Genomic DNA, 17,534 nt, shown 5'->3' with positions numbered 1-17,534 from the left:
TTAAGTTCAACTTATATAGTTTATCATGGACTACGCATTATTGACTATCCACTGTGTGAATTTTCATCGTCGTCCTGAAAATCCTAAAATATGAAAAAAAGAGGCAAAGAACGCAGATATAGCGCTCCTTGCCTCTCTTTCCATGTATGAAAATCAAAAACGAGATAATGAATTGGGATTAGCGACGTGGTGCCAATGCATGGATCGGATGACCCAGCACGACTTCCGCTGCTTCCATAACGATTTCGCCCAATGTAGGGTGAGCATGAATAGTCAAGGAGATATCTTCGAGTGTAGCACCCATTTCAATCGCCAGACCCAGCTCAGCAATAAGGTTGGAAGCTTCCAGACCTACGATTTGCGTACCCAGTACCAGACCTGTGTCTGCGTCAGCTACGATTTTAACAAAGCCTTCAGTAGCGTTCAGGGAAACGGCACGACCGTTTGCTCCATAAGAGAACTTGCCAACTTTGACATTGTGGCCTTTTTCTTTGGCTTGTGTCTCAGTGTAGCCTACGCTGGAGCATTCTGGATCTGTGAAAACAACAGCTGGAATACATTTGTAGTCTACTACAGACGGTTCGCCTGCGATCGCTTCAGCAGCCACTTTACCTTCGTAAGAAGCTTTGTGAGCCAGAGCAAGACCAGCAACGATATCGCCGATTGCAAAAATATGAGGAATGCTAGTGCGTCCTTGGTGGTCAACTTTCACCAGTCCGCGCTCATCCAGTTCTACACCGATCATATCCAGACCCAGTTCACCGTCCGTGTTTGGACGACGTCCAACGGTCACAAGCAGGTAATCAGCAGTTACTTCTTTGCTTTCGCCGTTAACGGAGAATTTCACCGTTACGTCATTATCTGTTTGTTCTGCACTTTCCGCTTTAGCACCAGTAAAGATTTCAATACCGGTTTTCTTCATGCTCTTCGCAACGATTGAAGTCATATCCTTGTCGAAGCCAGGAAGAACAGTATCCATACCTTCAATGATTGTTACTTTGGAACCGAATTTGGAGTACATTTGTCCAAGCTCTGCACCAATGTATCCACCGCCGATTACGATCAGGCTTTTCGGAATTTCAGGCAAGTTCAACGCTTCTGTAGAAGACAGAATACGTCCGCCAAACGGAAATGGTTTCAATTCGATTGGACGGGAACCAGTTGCGATAATCGCATTTTTAAAACGGTAGCGTGGTGATTCATGTTCGTTGAATACACGCGCTTCGTTTTCGTTGATGAACATACACTCACCATTGAAAACTTCAACCTTGTTGCCTTTGAGCAGACCGCTTACGCCGCCAGTCATTTTCTTAACAACACTGTTTTTGAATTCTTGTGTTTTAGCAAAGTCAACTTTTACGTTCTCAGCAGTAATACCGAAAGACTCGCCGTGTTGGGCAGCTTCGTATTGATGAGCTGCAGAGATCAAAGCTTTGGAAGGAATACATCCACGGTTCAGACAGACACCGCCCAGCTCCGATTGGTCAACGATCAATACGCTTTGTCCCAATTGTGCAGCACGGATAGCAGCTACATAGCCGCCAGGACCCGCACCGATAACCAATGTGTCAATATCCAGAGAAGCGTCTCCTACTACCATTGATTACACCTCCATAACAAGCAACTCAGGGTTAGCGAGCAGCTGTTTAATATAGTTCATGAAGTTTTGAGCAGTTGCACCGTCAATAATACGGTGGTCAAAGCTCAAAGAAAGAGCCATTACAGGAGCGGCAACAATTTCACCGTTTTTCACGACTGCTTTTTCACTGATACGGCCAGTTCCCAAGATCGCAACTTCAGGGAAGTTGATGATTGGAGTAAAGAACATACCGCCTGCAGAGCCGATGTTAGAGATAGAAATTGTGCTTCCTCTCATCTCATTGGCAGCCAGTTTACCATCACGACCGCGTACAGCCAGATCACGAATGGAATCAGCAATCATCCAGATGCTCTTACGGTCAGCATCTTTAATTACAGGAACGATTAGACCGTTGTCTGTATCTGTAGCAATACCGATGTTGTAGTATTTTTTGTAGACGATTTCATTTGCTTCTTCGTCGATCGAGGCATTCAGAGCCGGGAATTGACGGGAAGCTGCAACCAATGCTTTTACGATGAATGGCAGGTATGTTACTTTTGTGCCTTTCTTCTCAGCGATTGGTTTCATACGAGTACGGAAAGCAACCAGCTCGGTTACGTCCACTTCGTCCATAATCGTAACGTGTGGAGCTGTGTAAGCCGATTTAACCATAGCGTTGGAAATCGCTTTGCGGATACCTTTAAATGGTACGCGATCTTCCTCAGCACGCAGATCTGCTGCTGGCGCGGATGGCGCTGCAGCTTTCGCTTCTTTTTTAGCTGGCTCTTGTGCTTTTGCAGTTTCTTTCGCTGCTGGTGCAGCCGCTTGGCCTCCACCATTTTTGAAAGCTTCTACATCTTCTTTAGTGATTTTACCATTTTTCCCAGATCCACTCACTTGAGCGATGTTTACACCTTGCTCACGTGCAAATTTGCGTACACTAGGAGTAGCCAGCACGTCTTTATTAGTTGCAGCAGGAGTTGCAACTGGTTTTGTGTTAGCTCCGCCTTGTGCAGCATCCTGTTCTTGTTTAGCGGCAGCCGGTGCTTCTTCTTGTTCAGGAAGCTCACCCTCTGCAGCAATTACTGCCACAACTTGACCTACGTTAAAGATATCTCCGTCTTTGGCAAATACTTCTTGAATCGTACCATTGACTGGACATGGAACTTCAACTACAGCCTTGTCGTTTTGTACTTCCATGATGATATCTTCATCTGTTACTTTATCGCCGGGCTTGATGTGCATCTTGATGATTTCGCCTTCGTGAAGACCTTCGCCCAGCTCTGGGAATTTATATTCAAATCTAGCTGTACCTGCAGCTCCGCCTTGTGCAGCAGCACTTGGCTCAGAGCTAGCAGCTGGTGCTTCTTCCTGTTCAGGAAGTTCACCTTCTGCATCGATTACAGCTACGACTTGACCTATGTTAAAGATGTCTCCGTCTTTGGCAAATACTTCTTGAACCGTACCATTGACCGGACATGGAACTTCAACTACAGCCTTGTCATTTTGTACTTCCATGATGATATCTTCATCTGTTACTTTGTCGCCGGGCTTGATGTGCATCTTGATGATTTCGCCTTCGTGAAGACCTTCACCCAGCTCCGGAAATTTATATTCAAATTTAGCCACGTTTAAAACCTCCCAAATTTACGGTGTGCTTTAATTAAAATTCCAGTACTTTATTAACCGCATCAATGATACGTGTTGGCGTTGGCAACCAAGTATCTTCAATTTGAGCAAAAGGATAAATGGTATCCGGACCTGCCACACGCAAAACGGGCGCTTCCAGATGCAGAATTGCTTTTTCGTTAATTTGTGCAATCACTTCAGCAGCTACGCCAGAGCTCTTTTGTGCTTCTTGAACAACGATGGCACGATTTGTTTTTTGAATGGAAGCCACGATTGTATCAATGTCAATTGGGCTAACGGTACGCAGGTCAATAATTTCGACTTTAATACCTTTTGTTTTTTCCAGTTCATCAGCAGCTTTGACAGAAGTGTGTACCATCAAACCATAAGTGATGATTGTAACATCGGAACCTTCACGAACTACGTTCGCTTTACCCAGTTCAACTGTGTAATCATCCTCAGGAACTTCAGCGCGGAATGCATGGTACAAGTTCAAATGCTCCATGAAAAATACTGGATCGTTATCGCGAATAGCGGCGATCATCAGACCTTTTGCATCGTAAGGATTGGAAGGGACAACAACCTTGATACCTGGTGTTTGAGCCAGAAGTCCTTCCAGGGAATCTGTATGCAGCTCAGCAGCTTTAACCCCGCCGCCAAAAGGCGTACGGAATACGATTGGAGAATTGTAGCGTCCACCGGAACGGTAGCGCATACGGGATGCTTGAATTGCCATTTGGTCGAGTGCTTCAAAGATAAAGCCTACGAACTGGATTTCAGCTACAGGGCGGAAACCTTGGATACCCAGACCCACAGCAAGACCCCCGATTGCGGATTCCGCCAACGGAGTATCAAATACACGTTCTTCGCCAAACTCTTTTTGCAGACCTTCTGTTGCGCGGAATACACCGCCTACATGACCTACATCTTCACCGAAAAGCAGGACGTTAGGGTCGCGTTTCAACTCTACGCGCAGTGCGTCACGAATCGCTTCTTTCATGTTCATTTGTGCCATTTGCTTCATTTCCTCCTTAAACATTGACAGATCAGTTTCAGTTCAGATCCAATTAAAAGACAGACCGGATCGGGATGCCGCCCGGTCTCTCTGATTTATTTCAAGCTCAATTATTTAAAATCAGCTTTTTGTTCTTCCAGATGCTTAGGCGTAGATTCGAACATGCTGTCGATCAGACCGGAAATAGTCATTTTTTCTGTTTTCTCGGCTTTTTTGATCTCTTCGTTCACTTTCGCTTTAGCTTCTTCTTTTACGCGAGCTGTATCTTCTTCAGTCCAAAGACCTTTTTTCTCAAGGTATTTCGCAAAACGGGCAATCGGATCTTTCGCATTCCATTCGCCCTCTTCTTCTTTCGAACGATACTTACTTGCATCGTCAGACAGGGAATGTGGACGGAAACGGTAAGTTACAGCTTCGATCAATGTTGCGCCTTCGCCGTTACGTCCGCGTTCAGCAGCTTCTTGAACAGCCTTGATAACTGCGAGTACGTCCATTCCGTCGATTTTCACGCCTTTGATACCGGCAGCAATCGCTTTGTGAGCGATCGAAAGAGCAGCCGTTTGCTTCGCAAATGGAGTTGTGATTGCGTAGCCATTGTTTTGCACAAAGAAAATAACTGGCAGCTTGTAAACACCGGCATAGTTCAGGCCTTCGTAGAAGTCACCTTCGGAAGAACCGCCGTCACCTGTATATGTAATGGCGACATGTTTTTGTTTTTTCAGTTTGTATCCCATTGCAATGCCCATAGCGTGCAAAATCTGCGCGCCGATGATGATTTGCGGCATCAATACATTAACACCGTCCGGCACTTGGCCGCCGTGTTGATGACCACGGGAATACAGGAATGCTTGATATAATGGCAGGCCATGCCAAACGATTTGCGGAATATCGCGGTAGCCTGGTGCAATAAAGTCTTCTTTTTGGAGTGCATATTCACTACCAATCATTGTTGCTTCTTGTCCGGATACCGGAGCGTAGAAGCCGAGACGTCCTTGACGCCCTAAGTTAACGGCACGGTCATCCCAAGTACGTGTAAATACCATTCGATACATAATTTCTTTCAATTGATCATCTGTAAGTTTAGGCAACATATCTTTATTGATAATTTCACCATCCGGAGAAAGCACGGACAGAGCCTCAACTTCCTCTGTGTACACTTCATAAGGAACCTTGCTCATTTTCTTCACCTCAACAAAAAAATTTGAATATCAAGTTCCGCTGTTATAGGATTATTATACACCTGTTATATTGCTTGCGTCAAAGATTTAGTTATTTTTTTTGAGTCCACCACATTTTTGTGTGTGTAACAGGAAACATTTTTTACTATAACAGCTTAGTACATGATTGAAATTTTAAACATCTATTGCAATCAGGGTAATCTTAACTTATTGTGATCCCGAATGCAAAATTATACCCCAGAAAGGTGACAAATAATGACGGATTCCCGGTACTTGAAACGAACCATCCTAAAAGACGAAATAAACAGCCGCTTTCTTGGCGAACCCAGAACACTCCGTATTTATTTACCTCCCGGCTATAATGAAATTTTGAGCTACCCGGTCGTTTACTGTCAGGACGGAGAGGAATTTTTCAATTTTGGCCGTATAGCAACACAGGCAAACCGTCTCATTCTGGACGAAGGCGTTGAGCCTTTCATCATCGTCGGCGTGGAAGTCAACACGAAAATCAGAACTCAGGAGTATGCTCCCTTTGGCAATCGCTTTGAAGCGTACACTGCCTGTTTTGCAGAAGAGATTATTCCCTATGTGGAACAGAAGTATCCTATAAGAAGAGATGCATCGTCCCGGATTCTGGCTGGAGATTCACTAGGAGGCAGTGTGTCTCTGCATTTGGCCTTGCTGTATCCCCAACTGTTCAATCGTATTATCAGCCTGTCCGGTGCTTACTATGAAGCTTCACAAGAAATTATCGCTCGTGAGCGTGATCTGTCCCATCTGCGGGTGTGGATGACGGTTGGTCTTCAAGAAGATGCGTTTGAGAGCGACACCGGCATTTACAATTTTGTAGAGCTTAACCGCCAATGCGCAAATTTGCTGCTCGTACGGAACGCCGATGTTTCCTATCGAGAAAAGGATGGCAAGCATTTATGGGGCTTTTGGCAAAATGAGCTACCTGACGCGCTAATGTATTTTTTAGATCGCTCCTGAGTGAAGCTTTTCCAAAGCTACAGAGATGACCAGGGATTGAGCATTTGTTGACCAGATTAGGTCGTTATGCTCTTTCCTCTTTCTTCTCCGCATGTTGGATACGCTTTCAAAAATGTAACGAAAAACGGCATTTTTTGCCGTCTTCTGTCGTTCACATTATAGCTTTTCTTCTATGATTTTGTCCAGCAAGGCATTGCAGCCCGCGTCCATTAATCGGTATGTTTCTTTAAAATTTCCGGTAAAATACGGGTCCGGCACCTCTCTCAGCTTTTCTTGTGGCAGCAGGTCCATAAATTTTAAAATGTCAGCCTCCGCTCCGCCCGCGAGTTTGCGTATGTTTCGCTCATTGGAATCATCCATACACACAATATAATCAAACGCTTCAAAATCATGGCCTTTCATCTGTCGCGCCTGTATACCTTGTTCACTAATTCCGTGCAGCTTGAGCTGCTTTAGCGTTCCCTCATGCGGTGGATTTCCGATATGCCAGTCTCCTGTTCCTGCCGAGTCTACCCGGATTTTCGCACCTAGTCCCCGTTCCTGCGCTTTATGTCTCAGTACCGCCTCCCCCATAGGGGAACGGCAAATATTACCCAAACACACAAACAAAACGTTAATCATTTCGCTCTCCTTCCTAATTACACGCTACAATTCCTTTTTTCTGTTCCATTGTAGCTATGCCCTCCAAAATTGTGCAAGCCATATTTAAGGCGTTATACTTAAAAGCTGATGAGCTATGTAGACGTATGGCAGAAGAAAGGATGTTGGATATGACGAAGAAGCGCGCCATTGTATTTTCCGGCGGTCGTCTTGGCGAGGAAGATCTACAACAAATACAACCCGGGGATTTCATTATTGGTGCAGATAAAGGTGCCCTATTCCTGATCGAACACGGCATTACGCCACACGTATCTGTAGGAGACTTTGATTCAGTAACACCTGAGGAAAAGTTACGGGTTGAATCTGCAAGTAAACGTATGCTTTCGTGCGATCCGGTACTCAAGGATCTGACAGATACAGAGCTTGCTCTGGAAATTGCCATGGATGAGCAGGCAGAGCATGTGCTTATGCTTGGCGTTACGGGTACAAGGATGGATCATACGCTGGCTAATATTCAAATATTGGTACGTGCAATGCAACATCATATAGGCTGTGCCATTATGGACGCCCATAACTATATTGAACTCACTGGATCAACGCTGGAGATTGAGCCTATGGGCTATACATATACATCACTAGTTCCTATGACTGCCGAAGTAACCGGTATAGAGCTGGATGGATTTATGTATCCACTGCACAATGCCACACTTAAAATGGGGCAATCACGCGGTGTCAGTAACAAGCTGATCGCTCCAAAAGGAACGATTTCCATTGAAAGCGGACTGCTGCTTGTGATCCAAAGCAAAGATTAAATATGACATTATTGTAATCTTTTCGAAAGAACTTTTTCTGCTTGAATCCCTTGCTAATCAAGAGTTTTATCATGTATTCCGATTTTTGAGATTCGATATTTTTTACAAATTGTAATTTTTAATCGTTTTTTAATAATTGGCGTGTAAGCCTTGTCCCTCAAGCATTTGAGCGTGCTTTTCCAACTATTAGGCGGTTTTAAAGCTGTTATACTCAACGCTGTAAGTTAGTTAGCAACTCAGCAAAATATTGTACAAATCAATTTCTGGAGGTACTTACAACATGAACATGCATAAAATCATAAAAAAGGCAATTATCACAGGAATGACAGCCACTATCGGCTTTGGAACGTTTGCGTTAGAGGGAACAAATACGGCTCAAGCTGCCACAGCTACTACTTCTGTAGGTCAAAAAATAATTAACTACGGTGAAAACTATATGGGAACTCCCTACAAATTCGGAGCTTCCACAAGCACTACACGCAATTTTGATTGCTCTTCCTTTACGAAACATATATTTCAGAAATACGGCATCGACTTGCCACGTACCTCTGTTGCACAATCGAATGTTGGACATGCCGTATCCAAGTCCAATTTGAAAAAGGGTGATCTTGTGTTCTTTTCGAGCGGTAGTCGCGCCACGGGTCGCAACATTACACATGTAGCGGTCTATGCAGGCGGAGGTAAAATTTTACACACATACGGTAGTCCGGGCGTTACCATCTCCGATTTGAATTCCGGTAACTGGAAAAGAACATACATCAAAGCACGCCGCGTGCTGTAGTATTCATTTGATTTAACGTATTTAAGCCGGGACACAGGATCTCGGCTTTTTTATATTTTCCAATACTATACTACTCTGCTTCCGGGGGTGTCCTGAGTGAATAGCCTATACCTCGTTGCGTGCGAATCATTTTGAATCTTTGCCCTTTGTCTACCTTGACTCTCAAATGCCTGATATACACGTCCACTACGTTCGTATCTACAATATAATCATGCTTCCAAACATCCTTCAAAATTTGCTGCCTGCTGCAAACCTGATTAAGATGTATAGCCAGATGAAGCAAAAGATCAAATTCCTTTGGAGTTAATTCCAGCTTCTGCCCGCCTCTGCTTACCAGTCTGCTTCCACTATCAATATGTAAATCACCCGCCTGTATCGGCCTTTTCACATCACGTGCAGCACCAAAAATCCACAATAAATTAGCCACTCTGGCTTGAAATACTCTAGGGGAAAAGGGTTGGACAATCACATCGTGTGCTCCCTGCTCAAAACAGGAAACAATATGGTTCTCATCATCTGATGAGGTCATTACGAATATTGGAACAGTGGGATCATTTTGTTGCATGGTACGGATCAAGCCTTGTGTATCAGGCTGCTCAGTATCCATATTCAGAAGCAGCAAATTCACAGAATTCTCGTCTAAATAATACTTTCCCTCTGCTATATTGCGGGCGTTAACCACCCGATAGCTTTCCTCCTCCAACTGACGTGTATACGTAGTAGCAGATGCTTCATTCCCATCCACGAGTAAAATTAACGGGTTCATTCTTCTCACCCACCTGTGTTTGGACATAGGACTGCAATATGGATACAGACGTATTTGATACAAACGATTCGAACCTATTTATTATATTGTAACAAAAAAGCAGTGAAATCATTCCACAAAGGAAGACTTCCTGCTTTTATGGTTTAGCCTAAATAACGATGATAGATTTTCCTTGCTTCTGTGACGTCTTTTGTTCCGTGTATTAATGCTCTCCCATCTGCAAAAATAACCAAACGGTGCGTCTCAACACTAAAAGAAACCAGAAACGGATTTTGCTCCACTGTTCCCTCTTCCAAAGAAGCCAGCCTGTCTGCTGTTTCTTTAAGATTCACCTGTCTCGGTTCTGCTGGTCTAATTTGAACGGTATCCCGGCCGCACAGCACATCTATTTTCTGGCGATGGGCTGCCGACAAATACGGATACGTCGGGTGGCTACCGCAAGAAGGACAATCCGTTTTTTTGACGCTATCCACTGTTATCGCTACATGCTCATTTTTCCACAAATCAAACGAAAGCAGCTTGCCCCTGAGATCAACACGGTATCCACCAAGTAGCTTGAAGGCTTCCGTGGTCTGGTTGGCCGTGACCATCTGCACCGCCTGTGGAATGATCCCCACGGTATCACAGGTTTCTCCGCCAAGCGGTACAGTTCCAAGCAGACAATGAAGACAAGGCGTTTTCCCTGGTAAAATGGTATAGGTTACACCATAGCTGCCAACACATCCCCCATAAATCCAGGGAATGCGATGCTTTTGTGCCACATCGTTCATAAGTAACCGGGTATCAAAGTTGTCGGTGGCATCCATAATGAGGTCTACTCCCTGAATCAGCTCCTCCAATTCCTCTACCCCGACATCCAGAACTTGTGCGTGTATGATCGTTTCCGAATTGATTTCCTGTAGTCTTCGCTGGGCAGCTACTGCTTTGGGGCACCTCTCTGCGGCGTCACTCTCCTGAAAAAGCTGCTGGCGCTGCAAGTTACTCCATTCCACATAATCCCGGTCTGCGATGGTCACTGTGCCTACGCCTCCGCGAACGAGCGTTTCCGCAATCCCGGTCCCCAGCGCTCCAGCACCAATGATCAGTACGTGGGACGAACCCAGCCGGCGTTGTCCTTCCGGCCCGAAAGGGGCGAATCTTTCTTGTCTGGAATAACGATCATTGGGTTGTACTTGCACACCCGTTTTTTCAGTCGCCTTCATGCCTGAACCAAGCCTTCTGTCGGGCTGCTTGCCGAGGCATAACGCTGTACAGAAATCATGCCCGCTTCAAAACCATATCTGCCCGCGCAAACAGCCAGCTTCATCGCCTCAGCCATTTTCACAGGGTCCTGAGCTCCTGATACAGCTGTATTCAAAAGTACGGCATCTGCCCCCAGTTGCATCGCCATTGCCGCATCGCCAGGCGAGCGAATGCCGGCATCGACGATAACCGGAACCTCCGCTTGCTCAATTATTAGCTCTAATGAAAACGGGTTTAGCAGGCCGCGTCCTGTACCAATAGGTGAAGCTCCAGGCATAACAGCATGTACGCCAAGCTTTTGCAGCCTTTTGGCCAGAATCACATCATCTGATATGTAGGGCAGCACGATAAAACCTTCCTCCAGCAGCTTTTCACTAGCCTTGAGTGTTTCAAAAGGATCAGGCAGCAATGTCTTGCTATCCCCAATGACCTCCACCTTAATCATGTCGCATAGACCTGAGGCTCTCGCCAGCTTAGCGATGCGCACTGCCTCGTCCGCCGTTGTCGCTCCTGCCGTATTGGGAAGCAGTGCATAACGACTCAAATCCAGTGTATCTAGAAAATGTTGCTTATCCCGTTCCTCCAGATTTAATCTTCGCACGGCAAATGTTAATATTTCGGTCTCCGCAGCTTCCACAGCTTTGGATTGAATATCCAGATCGACGAATTTTCCTGTACCCAATAACAGCCTTGACGTAAAAGATGCTTTACCAATCGTTAACATCATTAACCACCTCCCACAAAATGTATAATTTCCAATCTATCTCCATCTTTCAGTATCGCTTCATCATGATCCTCACGAGTCAATATGTGACGATTCAGCTCCACTACTACAGTTTTCACTTTCAAATCCAGCTCCTTCAGCAGTTGATCCACATGAATGATCCGACTGGAAAAGGTCATGCTCTGACCGTTAATCGTCAGCTTCATTTACTCGCCTCCTTTATATGTTCAGGAGAAAAGCCGCTTATTCCAAGCTCAGCCACACCAACCCCTTTTAACAGAGCTGCTATCGCAAACCCGGTAGCTTCGCTCAGCAACACGCCGTTCCGGTAGTGCCCGACTGCGGCATATACTCCTTCAACGCCGGGAACAGGCCCAATACAAGGACGCCGCGCCGCTGCCTGCGGACGCAAGCCCGCCCAAGTGCGTAAAAAAGAGGCTTCACGGACACGAGGCAGCCAGGCAGAAGCACGGGCCAGCAGCGCCTCCAGGCTTCCAATGGTCACCTCTTTGTCATGCTGATGCGGCAGACTCGTCGCTCCAATCCAAAGCTCGTTATTCCGCTTGGGCACCAAGTAAATATCATCGGCGTAGATGGTATATTCCAAGGGATGATCCTTCAAGGAGATAGCAATAGCCTCACCCTTGACCGGATAAAGCGGATATTCAAAACCAACCTGCTCCAGCAGCCTCATACTATCCAAGCCTCCAGCAATAATGACCTGTTCGCAGGAAAAAATGCCTCTGTTTGTTTGTACGCCACAAATTCGCCCATGCTGTACTATGAGATACTCAGCCTGTGTACCCGTCCATATTGTTGCTCCGAGCACCGTAGCTGCCCTTGCATAAGCACAACAAAGCTGGACCGGAGAAATCTGCGTCTCCTTTGAGCGGTATATAGCCCCGATCGCTTGACCATCCAAACCTGGAATTCGGCGGGCCAATTCTTTGGCATCCCACCAAACAGGATGATCATCCTCTCGCGCAATAGCCGCAGCCCAGCGTCTTTGTCCCTCGGCTTCAGACCGGAAGGGGGTCACAAATCCTTCTGTTCGGAATTCTACCTGAACACCGGACAAACGCTCTAGGTCACGAACCAGCTCGGGAAATGCATCCCGGCTTGAGCGAGCGAACTGTGCCAACTCCGGGTCGGTGAAATCATCACTCTCTGCTGCCAGCATCCCGACCGCAGCTCCTGAGGCTCCCTCGCCCGGAATGAAGCGCTCCAGCAATATCGTACTGCGCCCCTCCTTGGCCATATGATAAGCAATCGAGCTACCGATAACACCTCCACCAATGATCAAGCATTCAGCGTGTCCAATAGCTGGTGCCTTTGTTTTTATCTCTGGCATATGTTTCATCTCTCCCCTCCACTTACGATTGTGCTTGCAGCAAACTCCTATTTTCGTTTCACCACTACAGGCCGTGAACTACTCGATCTGTCATCCGCCTATATGCCCTCGCAGCCGCAACAGGGAACTCTGCCTTCCAGATGCCGGACATTACGGCAATTCCACTTGCACCCGCAGTATACAGCTCGTGAATATGGCGTGGTTGTATGCCGCCTAGAGCAATCACAGGGATGCTCAACAACCTGCTTATGCGCTCAAGCTGTGCTATACCTCGCGGAGTAACACCAGGCTTGCAGTGAGTCTCATACACATGTCCATAGAGTACATAATGCGCTCCTGCCCGTTCGGCAGCCTGTGCCTCCTCCAAGGAATGCACCGACACCCCACAGCGCATATCCTCTGAGAGTAAGCTTTTGACAGCTGCAACAGGTAATCCGTCAGCCGGTAGCTGGATAGCTCCAACGGAGGTCAGCAAAGCAACATCCACCCGGTCATTTACTGCAATTTGCTGTAAAGGAACTCCTCGATTCACCATACTGCGGGTTAAATCGAGCAATTCAGATGCGCTCTTCTGCTTCAAGCGCACATGTACATAATGAACATACGGATGAATAGCAGCAGCCACCTGGGCAGTATGTGCATGTGCACTGGAGTCGCCTTCCATCGTAATTACGTGCAATTCGATCTTATTCTCACCTCACAATGGACTAAATGGTTGTAAGCTGACCCTGTATCTTTACAGTCTCATATCGTGCTATACGTTATGGACTAACCACGTTTACCAGCAAAAAAATGAAGGGGTACGGTATATGAATACGAACGAAAACGCAAAAAAACCACTTCCCGAAGGAAGTGGTTTAACGTACGTCCAATAACCAAACGGATCATTATATCCGTATACGTATATCGTCCCACATACAAACAAAGTAATAAATTCGTTACCTCGTTTGTATGGCGCTCACTTCCCTACGCTGGCATAACCCAGATCAGGTGCAAAGGGTCCGAAATCCGGTTATTCCGTCTCAGCCGCATGGGCGGCTCCCCTAGTGTAACTATTTTATTGTATCAGCTAAAGATAGCTTAGCATAATTTCCTAATCCTGCAAACCCTGCTTCTTGTGAAGCTTGGTACAGAACTGGATATTTAGTTGACTTTACTTGTCCATTCTTCCACATTCCACGTTTTGGTTACCCAATCCTCATAAAAGTCCGGTTCGTGAGATACGAGCAGCACCGTTCCTTTGTACTCCTTCAAGGCACGCTTCAGCTCATCCTTCGCTTTGATGTCCAAGTGATTGGTAGGCTCATCGAAAAGCACCCAATTGCTTTCCCGCATTAACAGTTTGCATAGGCGGACTTTGGCCTGCTCACCACCACTGAGCGCGGATAGCGGACGGGTGATATGCTCATTTTTCAAACCGCAACGCGCCAAATGCGCCCGTACTTCATGCTGGTTCAAGTGCGGGAATTCATTCCACACATCCTCAATCGGTGTAACTTTCTCTGCTCGTACCTCTTGCTCAAAATAAGCTGACTGCAAGAAATCCCCTTGATAGGTCTTGCCGCTGATCGGCGGAATTTTTCCCAGAATGGTTTTGAGCAATGTCGATTTACCGACACCATTATAGCCCACAATCGCAATTTTATCGCCACGTTCAATCGTCATGGACATTCTAGGCAACAGAGCATGGGTGTAGCCAATTTCAAAATCAATACCCTCAAACACCGTTTTCCCACTCGCACGCGCTTCTTTAAATTGGAATGTTGGCTTAGCCGCTTCTTCCGGTTTATCAATGCGCTCGATTCGATCAAGCTGCTTCTCACGACTCTTCGCCCGACCTGACGTAGAGGCGCGCGCCTTATTGCGTTGAATGAAATCTTCCTGCTTCTTAATAAAATCCTGCTGCTTCTCATAAGCTTCAATATGCTGGCTTTTGTTCAGGTCTGCCATTTCAAGGAACTTTTCATAGTTGGCTGAATAACGGGTCAGCTTGGCAAATTCAAGATGATAGATGACATTAACGACCTGATTCATAAATTCAGTATCATGAGAAATAAGAATAAACGCATATGGATAATCCCTCAGATAACGTGTAAGCCATTCAATATGCTCTACATCCAAATAGTTGGTAGGCTCATCCAGCAGTAACACATTTGGCTTTTCCAATAGCAGCTTGGCAAGTAGGACCTTCGTTCGTTGTCCACCACTAAGTGCGGAAACATCCCGCTCCAGTCCTATTGCGGAAAGGCCCAATCCATTCGCCATTTCTTCAACCTTCACATCAATGAGGTAAAAATCCCCCATATCCAGTTGTTCCTGAATTTCACCCATCTCTTCCAGCAGCACTTCCAGTTCTTCGGGAGAAGCTTCCCCCATCTTGTCAGTGATCTGCATCATTTCCTTTTCCAATTCCAACAACGGGAGAAAGGCGTCCTTCAGTACATCCCGCACCGTTTTACCAGGTGTAAGCTTGGTGTGCTGATCCAAATACCCATAACGTACACGTGGAGTCCATTCCACTTTGCCTTCATCCTTAAGCAATTTTCCGGTCAGGATGTTCATCAGTGTCGATTTACCTACACCATTGGCTCCCACCAAACCTACACGTTCCCCTCCGAGCAATCGAAAGGATACATTTTTAAACAATGTGCGGTCCCCAAAATTATGGGATACATTTTCTACAGTCAATAAACTCATAAGCTGTTTTTGGCTCCTTATTATCATCGGCGATGCCGACTGTTCTTATTTCATATGCATTTCTTTCAAAGCCTTATTGTAGCACATCCAGTAGCCTTATCGGAATATTGAAAATGGGTGAATTTGAAGGATTTTGATATTGTCTGCTTATAAAAAAAGAAAACCACTCGTAGGAGTGATTTATTTAAAGATTGTTTAAAGATTTTATCTATTATCATTATCACATTTGTATTCAAAATACCCTGCGGCTGCCGCAGATTTTTCATCTGTAAAACGCTCTGTCGCTTTAAAGGGAGCAGGGCAGGAATCTCTGTAAAAATATTTCATTCCGGTATCCGGCTCTACGCCGCCGATCATGGCTTGTTTCCTGACGACTCTCCCCCCACCAAACCCATAGTTATTGTAGTATCTGTCTCCAACCGGGATTCCCTGGATAAACGCCATCAGCCCCACATCATCTACCGTGTTATACCATTCCTCTTGCGAGATAAGCGGCAGCGTGAATGTATACGATATACCATTATGTACTGCTTTCTCGTTATAGAGATTAATAAGTCGGCCCAGATCCTCCTGAATGCTGTGGACAATGGTGGAACGTCGTGCTTGCTCAAAAGCTTCCGGGTCATTCAGCAACGAGATCGTTGTCTGTCCCTGAAGCTCCTTCTGAAAGCCCTCTACCCACCTGTGATTCCTAGCATCGTAGGCATGTACATAATTATCCAAAGTAAACCCTACACTGTTACCTGCCGAATCAACGTAGGCATAAGGTTTTTTTTCACTCCATTTGGGTTCCTGGACAGCTTGTCCATGCTCATCTGTGTAAGATTCGGAAGCGAACACATAATAGCCGTCATAGTCCAGAATCGTAAGTGCAGGCATATAATCCAATAATGCGCGTTGTGCCACTGTATCCCCATCAATTCCCATATTAAGAAATAGGGTACGCAGGAACGTGTGCAGCGCTTCTTCTTTATCTACACGAAAAAACTTGTCCGATCCATACCCGGCCTCTCGTTCCTGACGCTCATTCTGTGAAAGCACGACACCTGCATCCTGAATTGCGGTACGGAGGGCAGAGGTATATTTCATTTCCAATTGCTGTACTTCGCGCTGATTCTGCACCCGCAGGTCACTAACTACGCCAAAGGGCAAAAACAACACGATAAATATAACTGCAAAATCAGTAATCTTCATTCAGAACCATGCCTCCGTAAGAAGCTGTAACCGCAGGTTTGCCGCTATTTGCCCCACCAAGGAGCCATGATTTGTACAAGTCCGCAGGAGTTCGATTCGTATTGTGTACCCTCACTGTAAAATAATCTCCTGACATCATGGTATACCGACGTGTTTGATCTGACTTTGGCTGCTGATTGTCTGGAAACAGTACAGGCAAGATTTGCGGGTTATAGTAACCGTCATATACGGAGGAATAGTAGCCGAGAAAGCTATCCGGCCTCGCCGCATCTGCATAGTCCGGTACATATTTTTTGTGCATATGCTCCAATTCAACCTCATACGTATTACCCGTCAGCTCTAGCTCACGCATAAAATCGTTATACATCGTCGGTGTAATATATCCCTTGGTTCTCACCATATCAACAAAACGTACGGTTGAATGATACGTATTTAACCCGGATATATCGTCCTGTCGTTCAGCGGCTTGAGCTGCGGGTACTATGTACAAAAGCAGTATAGCGAGCAATGCCCCTAACAGCTTGGATATAGATTGAACCACTTCAGTCCTCCCCCAATTTCTCAAAACGTATGGATTGTATTTCTCCATACTGATCACGCTGTGGATGCATGGAATATAAAGAGGAAGCATCAAGGGCTGATACATCGGGCTCAAACGGTTCGGAATACATATCGTATACTGTACCATCGACTTGAACAGAAATGCCTTCCTGCAAGTTCATGCGGATTGCCTGCATAACTTGAGTTCCTTTGACCCGTTCTGGCATACTCACCTTTAAAGTACGATTGATACGCCCCTCGGAATGCTCCTCCTGCTGCGATCTTAATTCCAGTGCAGTACCCATCTGACTGGACAGCTCTGCGGCCGTTGCACATGCGGTTATAAACAGCGTAACTGACACACCAAGCCGCAGCATACTTGAAGCGTGATCAGACATGCTACCCATCTCCCTTACAATTAATATCCTTATTCTTC

The 17,534-nt window shown here is 45.9% G+C and carries 18 protein-coding genes and 1 riboswitch; of the genes, 3 read left to right on the top strand and 15 right to left on the bottom strand.

Features of this window, described 5'->3' with window-relative positions; translation table 11 throughout:
* Positions 1-178: 178 nt before the first annotated feature.
* The 4 genes from lpdA to pdhA all read right to left on the bottom strand — a co-directional run bounded on the left by lpdA (position 179) and on the right by pdhA (position 5,401).
* Complete coding sequence (lpdA, locus tag ACIFO6_RS21825) at positions 179-1,600, bottom strand: dihydrolipoyl dehydrogenase (RefSeq protein WP_430043825.1); 1,422 nt, start codon at positions 1,598-1,600, stop codon at positions 179-181.
* 3 nt (positions 1,601-1,603) lie between these two features.
* Positions 1,604-3,208 carry a 2-oxo acid dehydrogenase subunit E2 gene (locus tag ACIFO6_RS21820; RefSeq protein ID WP_430043823.1) on the bottom strand — a complete coding sequence of 535 codons (1,605 nt, stop codon included), beginning with the start codon at positions 3,206-3,208 and terminating at the stop codon, positions 1,604-1,606.
* Positions 3,209-3,242: 34 nt separating this feature from the next.
* The gene (locus ACIFO6_RS21815) at positions 3,243-4,223 is read right to left on the bottom strand and encodes an alpha-ketoacid dehydrogenase subunit beta (protein ID WP_430043820.1); all 981 of its coding nucleotides are present in this window, start codon (positions 4,221-4,223) and stop codon (positions 3,243-3,245) included.
* A gap of 110 nt (positions 4,224-4,333) precedes the next feature.
* A complete protein-coding gene (pdhA, locus tag ACIFO6_RS21810; protein WP_430043819.1) occupies positions 4,334-5,401 on the bottom strand; it encodes a pyruvate dehydrogenase (acetyl-transferring) E1 component subunit alpha in 1,068 nt (355 codons plus the stop codon).
* A gap of 255 nt (positions 5,402-5,656) precedes the next feature.
* Here pdhA and ACIFO6_RS21805 point away from each other — a divergent pair, with 255 nt between their 5' ends.
* Positions 5,657-6,391, top strand: coding sequence for an alpha/beta hydrolase (locus ACIFO6_RS21805; protein WP_430043817.1), 735 nt, complete (start codon positions 5,657-5,659; stop codon positions 6,389-6,391).
* A gap of 156 nt (positions 6,392-6,547) precedes the next feature.
* Here the strand turns inward: ACIFO6_RS21805 and ACIFO6_RS21800 are convergent, their stop codons facing one another.
* Complete coding sequence (locus ACIFO6_RS21800; RefSeq protein WP_430043815.1) at positions 6,548-7,012, bottom strand: low molecular weight protein-tyrosine-phosphatase; 465 nt, start codon at positions 7,010-7,012, stop codon at positions 6,548-6,550.
* Between the two features lie 149 nt (positions 7,013-7,161).
* Between ACIFO6_RS21800 and ACIFO6_RS21795 the strand changes: the two genes are divergently transcribed.
* Both ACIFO6_RS21795 and ACIFO6_RS21790 read left to right on the top strand, forming a co-directional pair.
* Positions 7,162-7,803 (top strand): thiamine diphosphokinase, encoded by a 642-nt coding sequence (locus ACIFO6_RS21795; RefSeq protein WP_430043814.1) that lies wholly within the window; start codon positions 7,162-7,164, stop codon positions 7,801-7,803.
* A 280-nt stretch (positions 7,804-8,083) separates the two neighbouring features.
* Positions 8,084-8,584: a C40 family peptidase gene (locus ACIFO6_RS21790; RefSeq protein WP_430043812.1), complete on the top strand. Its 501-nt coding sequence runs from the start codon at positions 8,084-8,086 to the stop codon at positions 8,582-8,584.
* 70 nt (positions 8,585-8,654) lie between these two features.
* On the opposite strand, the gene ACIFO6_RS21785 is transcribed toward ACIFO6_RS21790, so the two are convergent.
* The 10 genes from ACIFO6_RS21785 to ACIFO6_RS21740 form a co-directional block, all read right to left on the bottom strand.
* A complete protein-coding gene (locus ACIFO6_RS21785; RefSeq protein ID WP_430043810.1) occupies positions 8,655-9,350 on the bottom strand; it encodes a response regulator transcription factor in 696 nt (231 codons plus the stop codon).
* A 143-nt stretch (positions 9,351-9,493) separates the two neighbouring features.
* Positions 9,494-10,552: a ThiF family adenylyltransferase gene (locus ACIFO6_RS21780; protein WP_430043808.1), complete on the bottom strand. Its 1,059-nt coding sequence runs from the start codon at positions 10,550-10,552 to the stop codon at positions 9,494-9,496.
* A complete protein-coding gene (locus tag ACIFO6_RS21775; protein ID WP_430043833.1) occupies positions 10,549-11,316 on the bottom strand; it encodes a thiazole synthase in 768 nt (255 codons plus the stop codon). Before ACIFO6_RS21775 ends, ACIFO6_RS21780 begins: the two co-directional genes overlap by 4 nt.
* A gap of 2 nt (positions 11,317-11,318) precedes the next feature.
* Positions 11,319-11,522 (bottom strand): sulfur carrier protein ThiS, encoded by a 204-nt coding sequence (gene thiS, locus ACIFO6_RS21770; RefSeq protein ID WP_430043806.1) that lies wholly within the window; start codon positions 11,520-11,522, stop codon positions 11,319-11,321.
* The gene (gene thiO, locus ACIFO6_RS21765; protein ID WP_430043805.1) at positions 11,519-12,667 is read right to left on the bottom strand and encodes a glycine oxidase ThiO; all 1,149 of its coding nucleotides are present in this window, start codon (positions 12,665-12,667) and stop codon (positions 11,519-11,521) included. Before thiO ends, thiS begins: the two co-directional genes overlap by 4 nt.
* Before the next feature lie 64 nt (positions 12,668-12,731).
* A complete protein-coding gene (locus ACIFO6_RS21760) occupies positions 12,732-13,346 on the bottom strand; it encodes a thiamine phosphate synthase (protein WP_430043803.1) in 615 nt (204 codons plus the stop codon).
* 267 nt (positions 13,347-13,613) lie between these two features.
* Positions 13,614-13,722, bottom strand: a riboswitch (TPP riboswitch).
* A gap of 88 nt (positions 13,723-13,810) precedes the next feature.
* Positions 13,811-15,364, bottom strand: coding sequence for a ribosomal protection-like ABC-F family protein (gene abc-f, locus ACIFO6_RS21755; RefSeq protein WP_430043801.1), 1,554 nt, complete (start codon positions 15,362-15,364; stop codon positions 13,811-13,813).
* A 204-nt stretch (positions 15,365-15,568) separates the two neighbouring features.
* Positions 15,569-16,558 carry a hypothetical protein gene (locus ACIFO6_RS21750; RefSeq protein ID WP_430043800.1) on the bottom strand — a complete coding sequence of 330 codons (990 nt, stop codon included), beginning with the start codon at positions 16,556-16,558 and terminating at the stop codon, positions 15,569-15,571.
* On the bottom strand, positions 16,545-17,099 hold the full coding sequence (locus tag ACIFO6_RS21745) for a hypothetical protein (RefSeq protein WP_430043798.1): 555 nt from the start codon (positions 17,097-17,099) through the stop codon (positions 16,545-16,547). The genes ACIFO6_RS21750 and ACIFO6_RS21745 overlap by 14 nt, the downstream gene beginning before the upstream one ends.
* Before the next feature lies 1 nt (position 17,100).
* Entirely contained in the window at positions 17,101-17,496 is a 396-nt protein-coding gene (locus ACIFO6_RS21740) for a hypothetical protein (RefSeq protein ID WP_430043796.1), read from the bottom strand.
* Positions 17,497-17,534 lie beyond the last annotated feature (38 nt).

It is taken from the genome of Paenibacillus sp. NRS-1781 (genome assembly GCF_050467745.1).
GTDB lineage: Bacteria > Bacillota > Bacilli > Paenibacillales > Paenibacillaceae > Paenibacillus > Paenibacillus terrae_A.
The sequence above is the reverse complement of the archived record's forward strand: the minus strand, read 5'-3'. Positions and strand labels throughout refer to the sequence as shown.

Excerpts from the sequence above, each read along its gene's own strand:
- lpdA (WP_430043825.1), bottom strand. The coding sequence starts at position 1,600 with ATGGTAGTAGGAGACGCTTCTCTGGATATTGACACATTGGTTATCGGT.
- ACIFO6_RS21815 (WP_430043820.1), bottom strand. The coding sequence starts at position 4,223 with ATGGCACAAATGAACATGAAAGAAGCGATTCGTGACGCACTGCGCGTA.
- pdhA (WP_430043819.1), bottom strand. The coding sequence starts at position 5,401 with ATGAGCAAGGTTCCTTATGAAGTGTACACAGAGGAAGTTGAGGCTCTG.
- ACIFO6_RS21805 (WP_430043817.1), top strand. The coding sequence starts at position 5,657 with ATGACGGATTCCCGGTACTTGAAACGAACCATCCTAAAAGACGAAATA.
- ACIFO6_RS21800 (WP_430043815.1), bottom strand. The coding sequence starts at position 7,012 with ATGATTAACGTTTTGTTTGTGTGTTTGGGTAATATTTGCCGTTCCCCT.
- ACIFO6_RS21795 (WP_430043814.1), top strand. The coding sequence starts at position 7,162 with ATGACGAAGAAGCGCGCCATTGTATTTTCCGGCGGTCGTCTTGGCGAG.
- ACIFO6_RS21790 (WP_430043812.1), top strand. The coding sequence starts at position 8,084 with ATGAACATGCATAAAATCATAAAAAAGGCAATTATCACAGGAATGACA.
- ACIFO6_RS21785 (WP_430043810.1), bottom strand. The coding sequence starts at position 9,350 with ATGAACCCGTTAATTTTACTCGTGGATGGGAATGAAGCATCTGCTACT.
- ACIFO6_RS21780 (WP_430043808.1), bottom strand. The coding sequence starts at position 10,552 with ATGAAGGCGACTGAAAAAACGGGTGTGCAAGTACAACCCAATGATCGT.
- ACIFO6_RS21775 (WP_430043833.1), bottom strand. The coding sequence starts at position 11,316 with ATGTTAACGATTGGTAAAGCATCTTTTACGTCAAGGCTGTTATTGGGT.
- thiS (WP_430043806.1), bottom strand. The coding sequence starts at position 11,522 with ATGAAGCTGACGATTAACGGTCAGAGCATGACCTTTTCCAGTCGGATC.
- thiO (WP_430043805.1), bottom strand. The coding sequence starts at position 12,667 with ATGCCAGAGATAAAAACAAAGGCACCAGCTATTGGACACGCTGAATGC.
- abc-f (WP_430043801.1), bottom strand. The coding sequence starts at position 15,364 with ATGAGTTTATTGACTGTAGAAAATGTATCCCATAATTTTGGGGACCGC.
- ACIFO6_RS21750 (WP_430043800.1), bottom strand. The coding sequence starts at position 16,558 with ATGAAGATTACTGATTTTGCAGTTATATTTATCGTGTTGTTTTTGCCC.
- ACIFO6_RS21740 (WP_430043796.1), bottom strand. The coding sequence starts at position 17,496 with ATGTCTGATCACGCTTCAAGTATGCTGCGGCTTGGTGTGTCAGTTACG.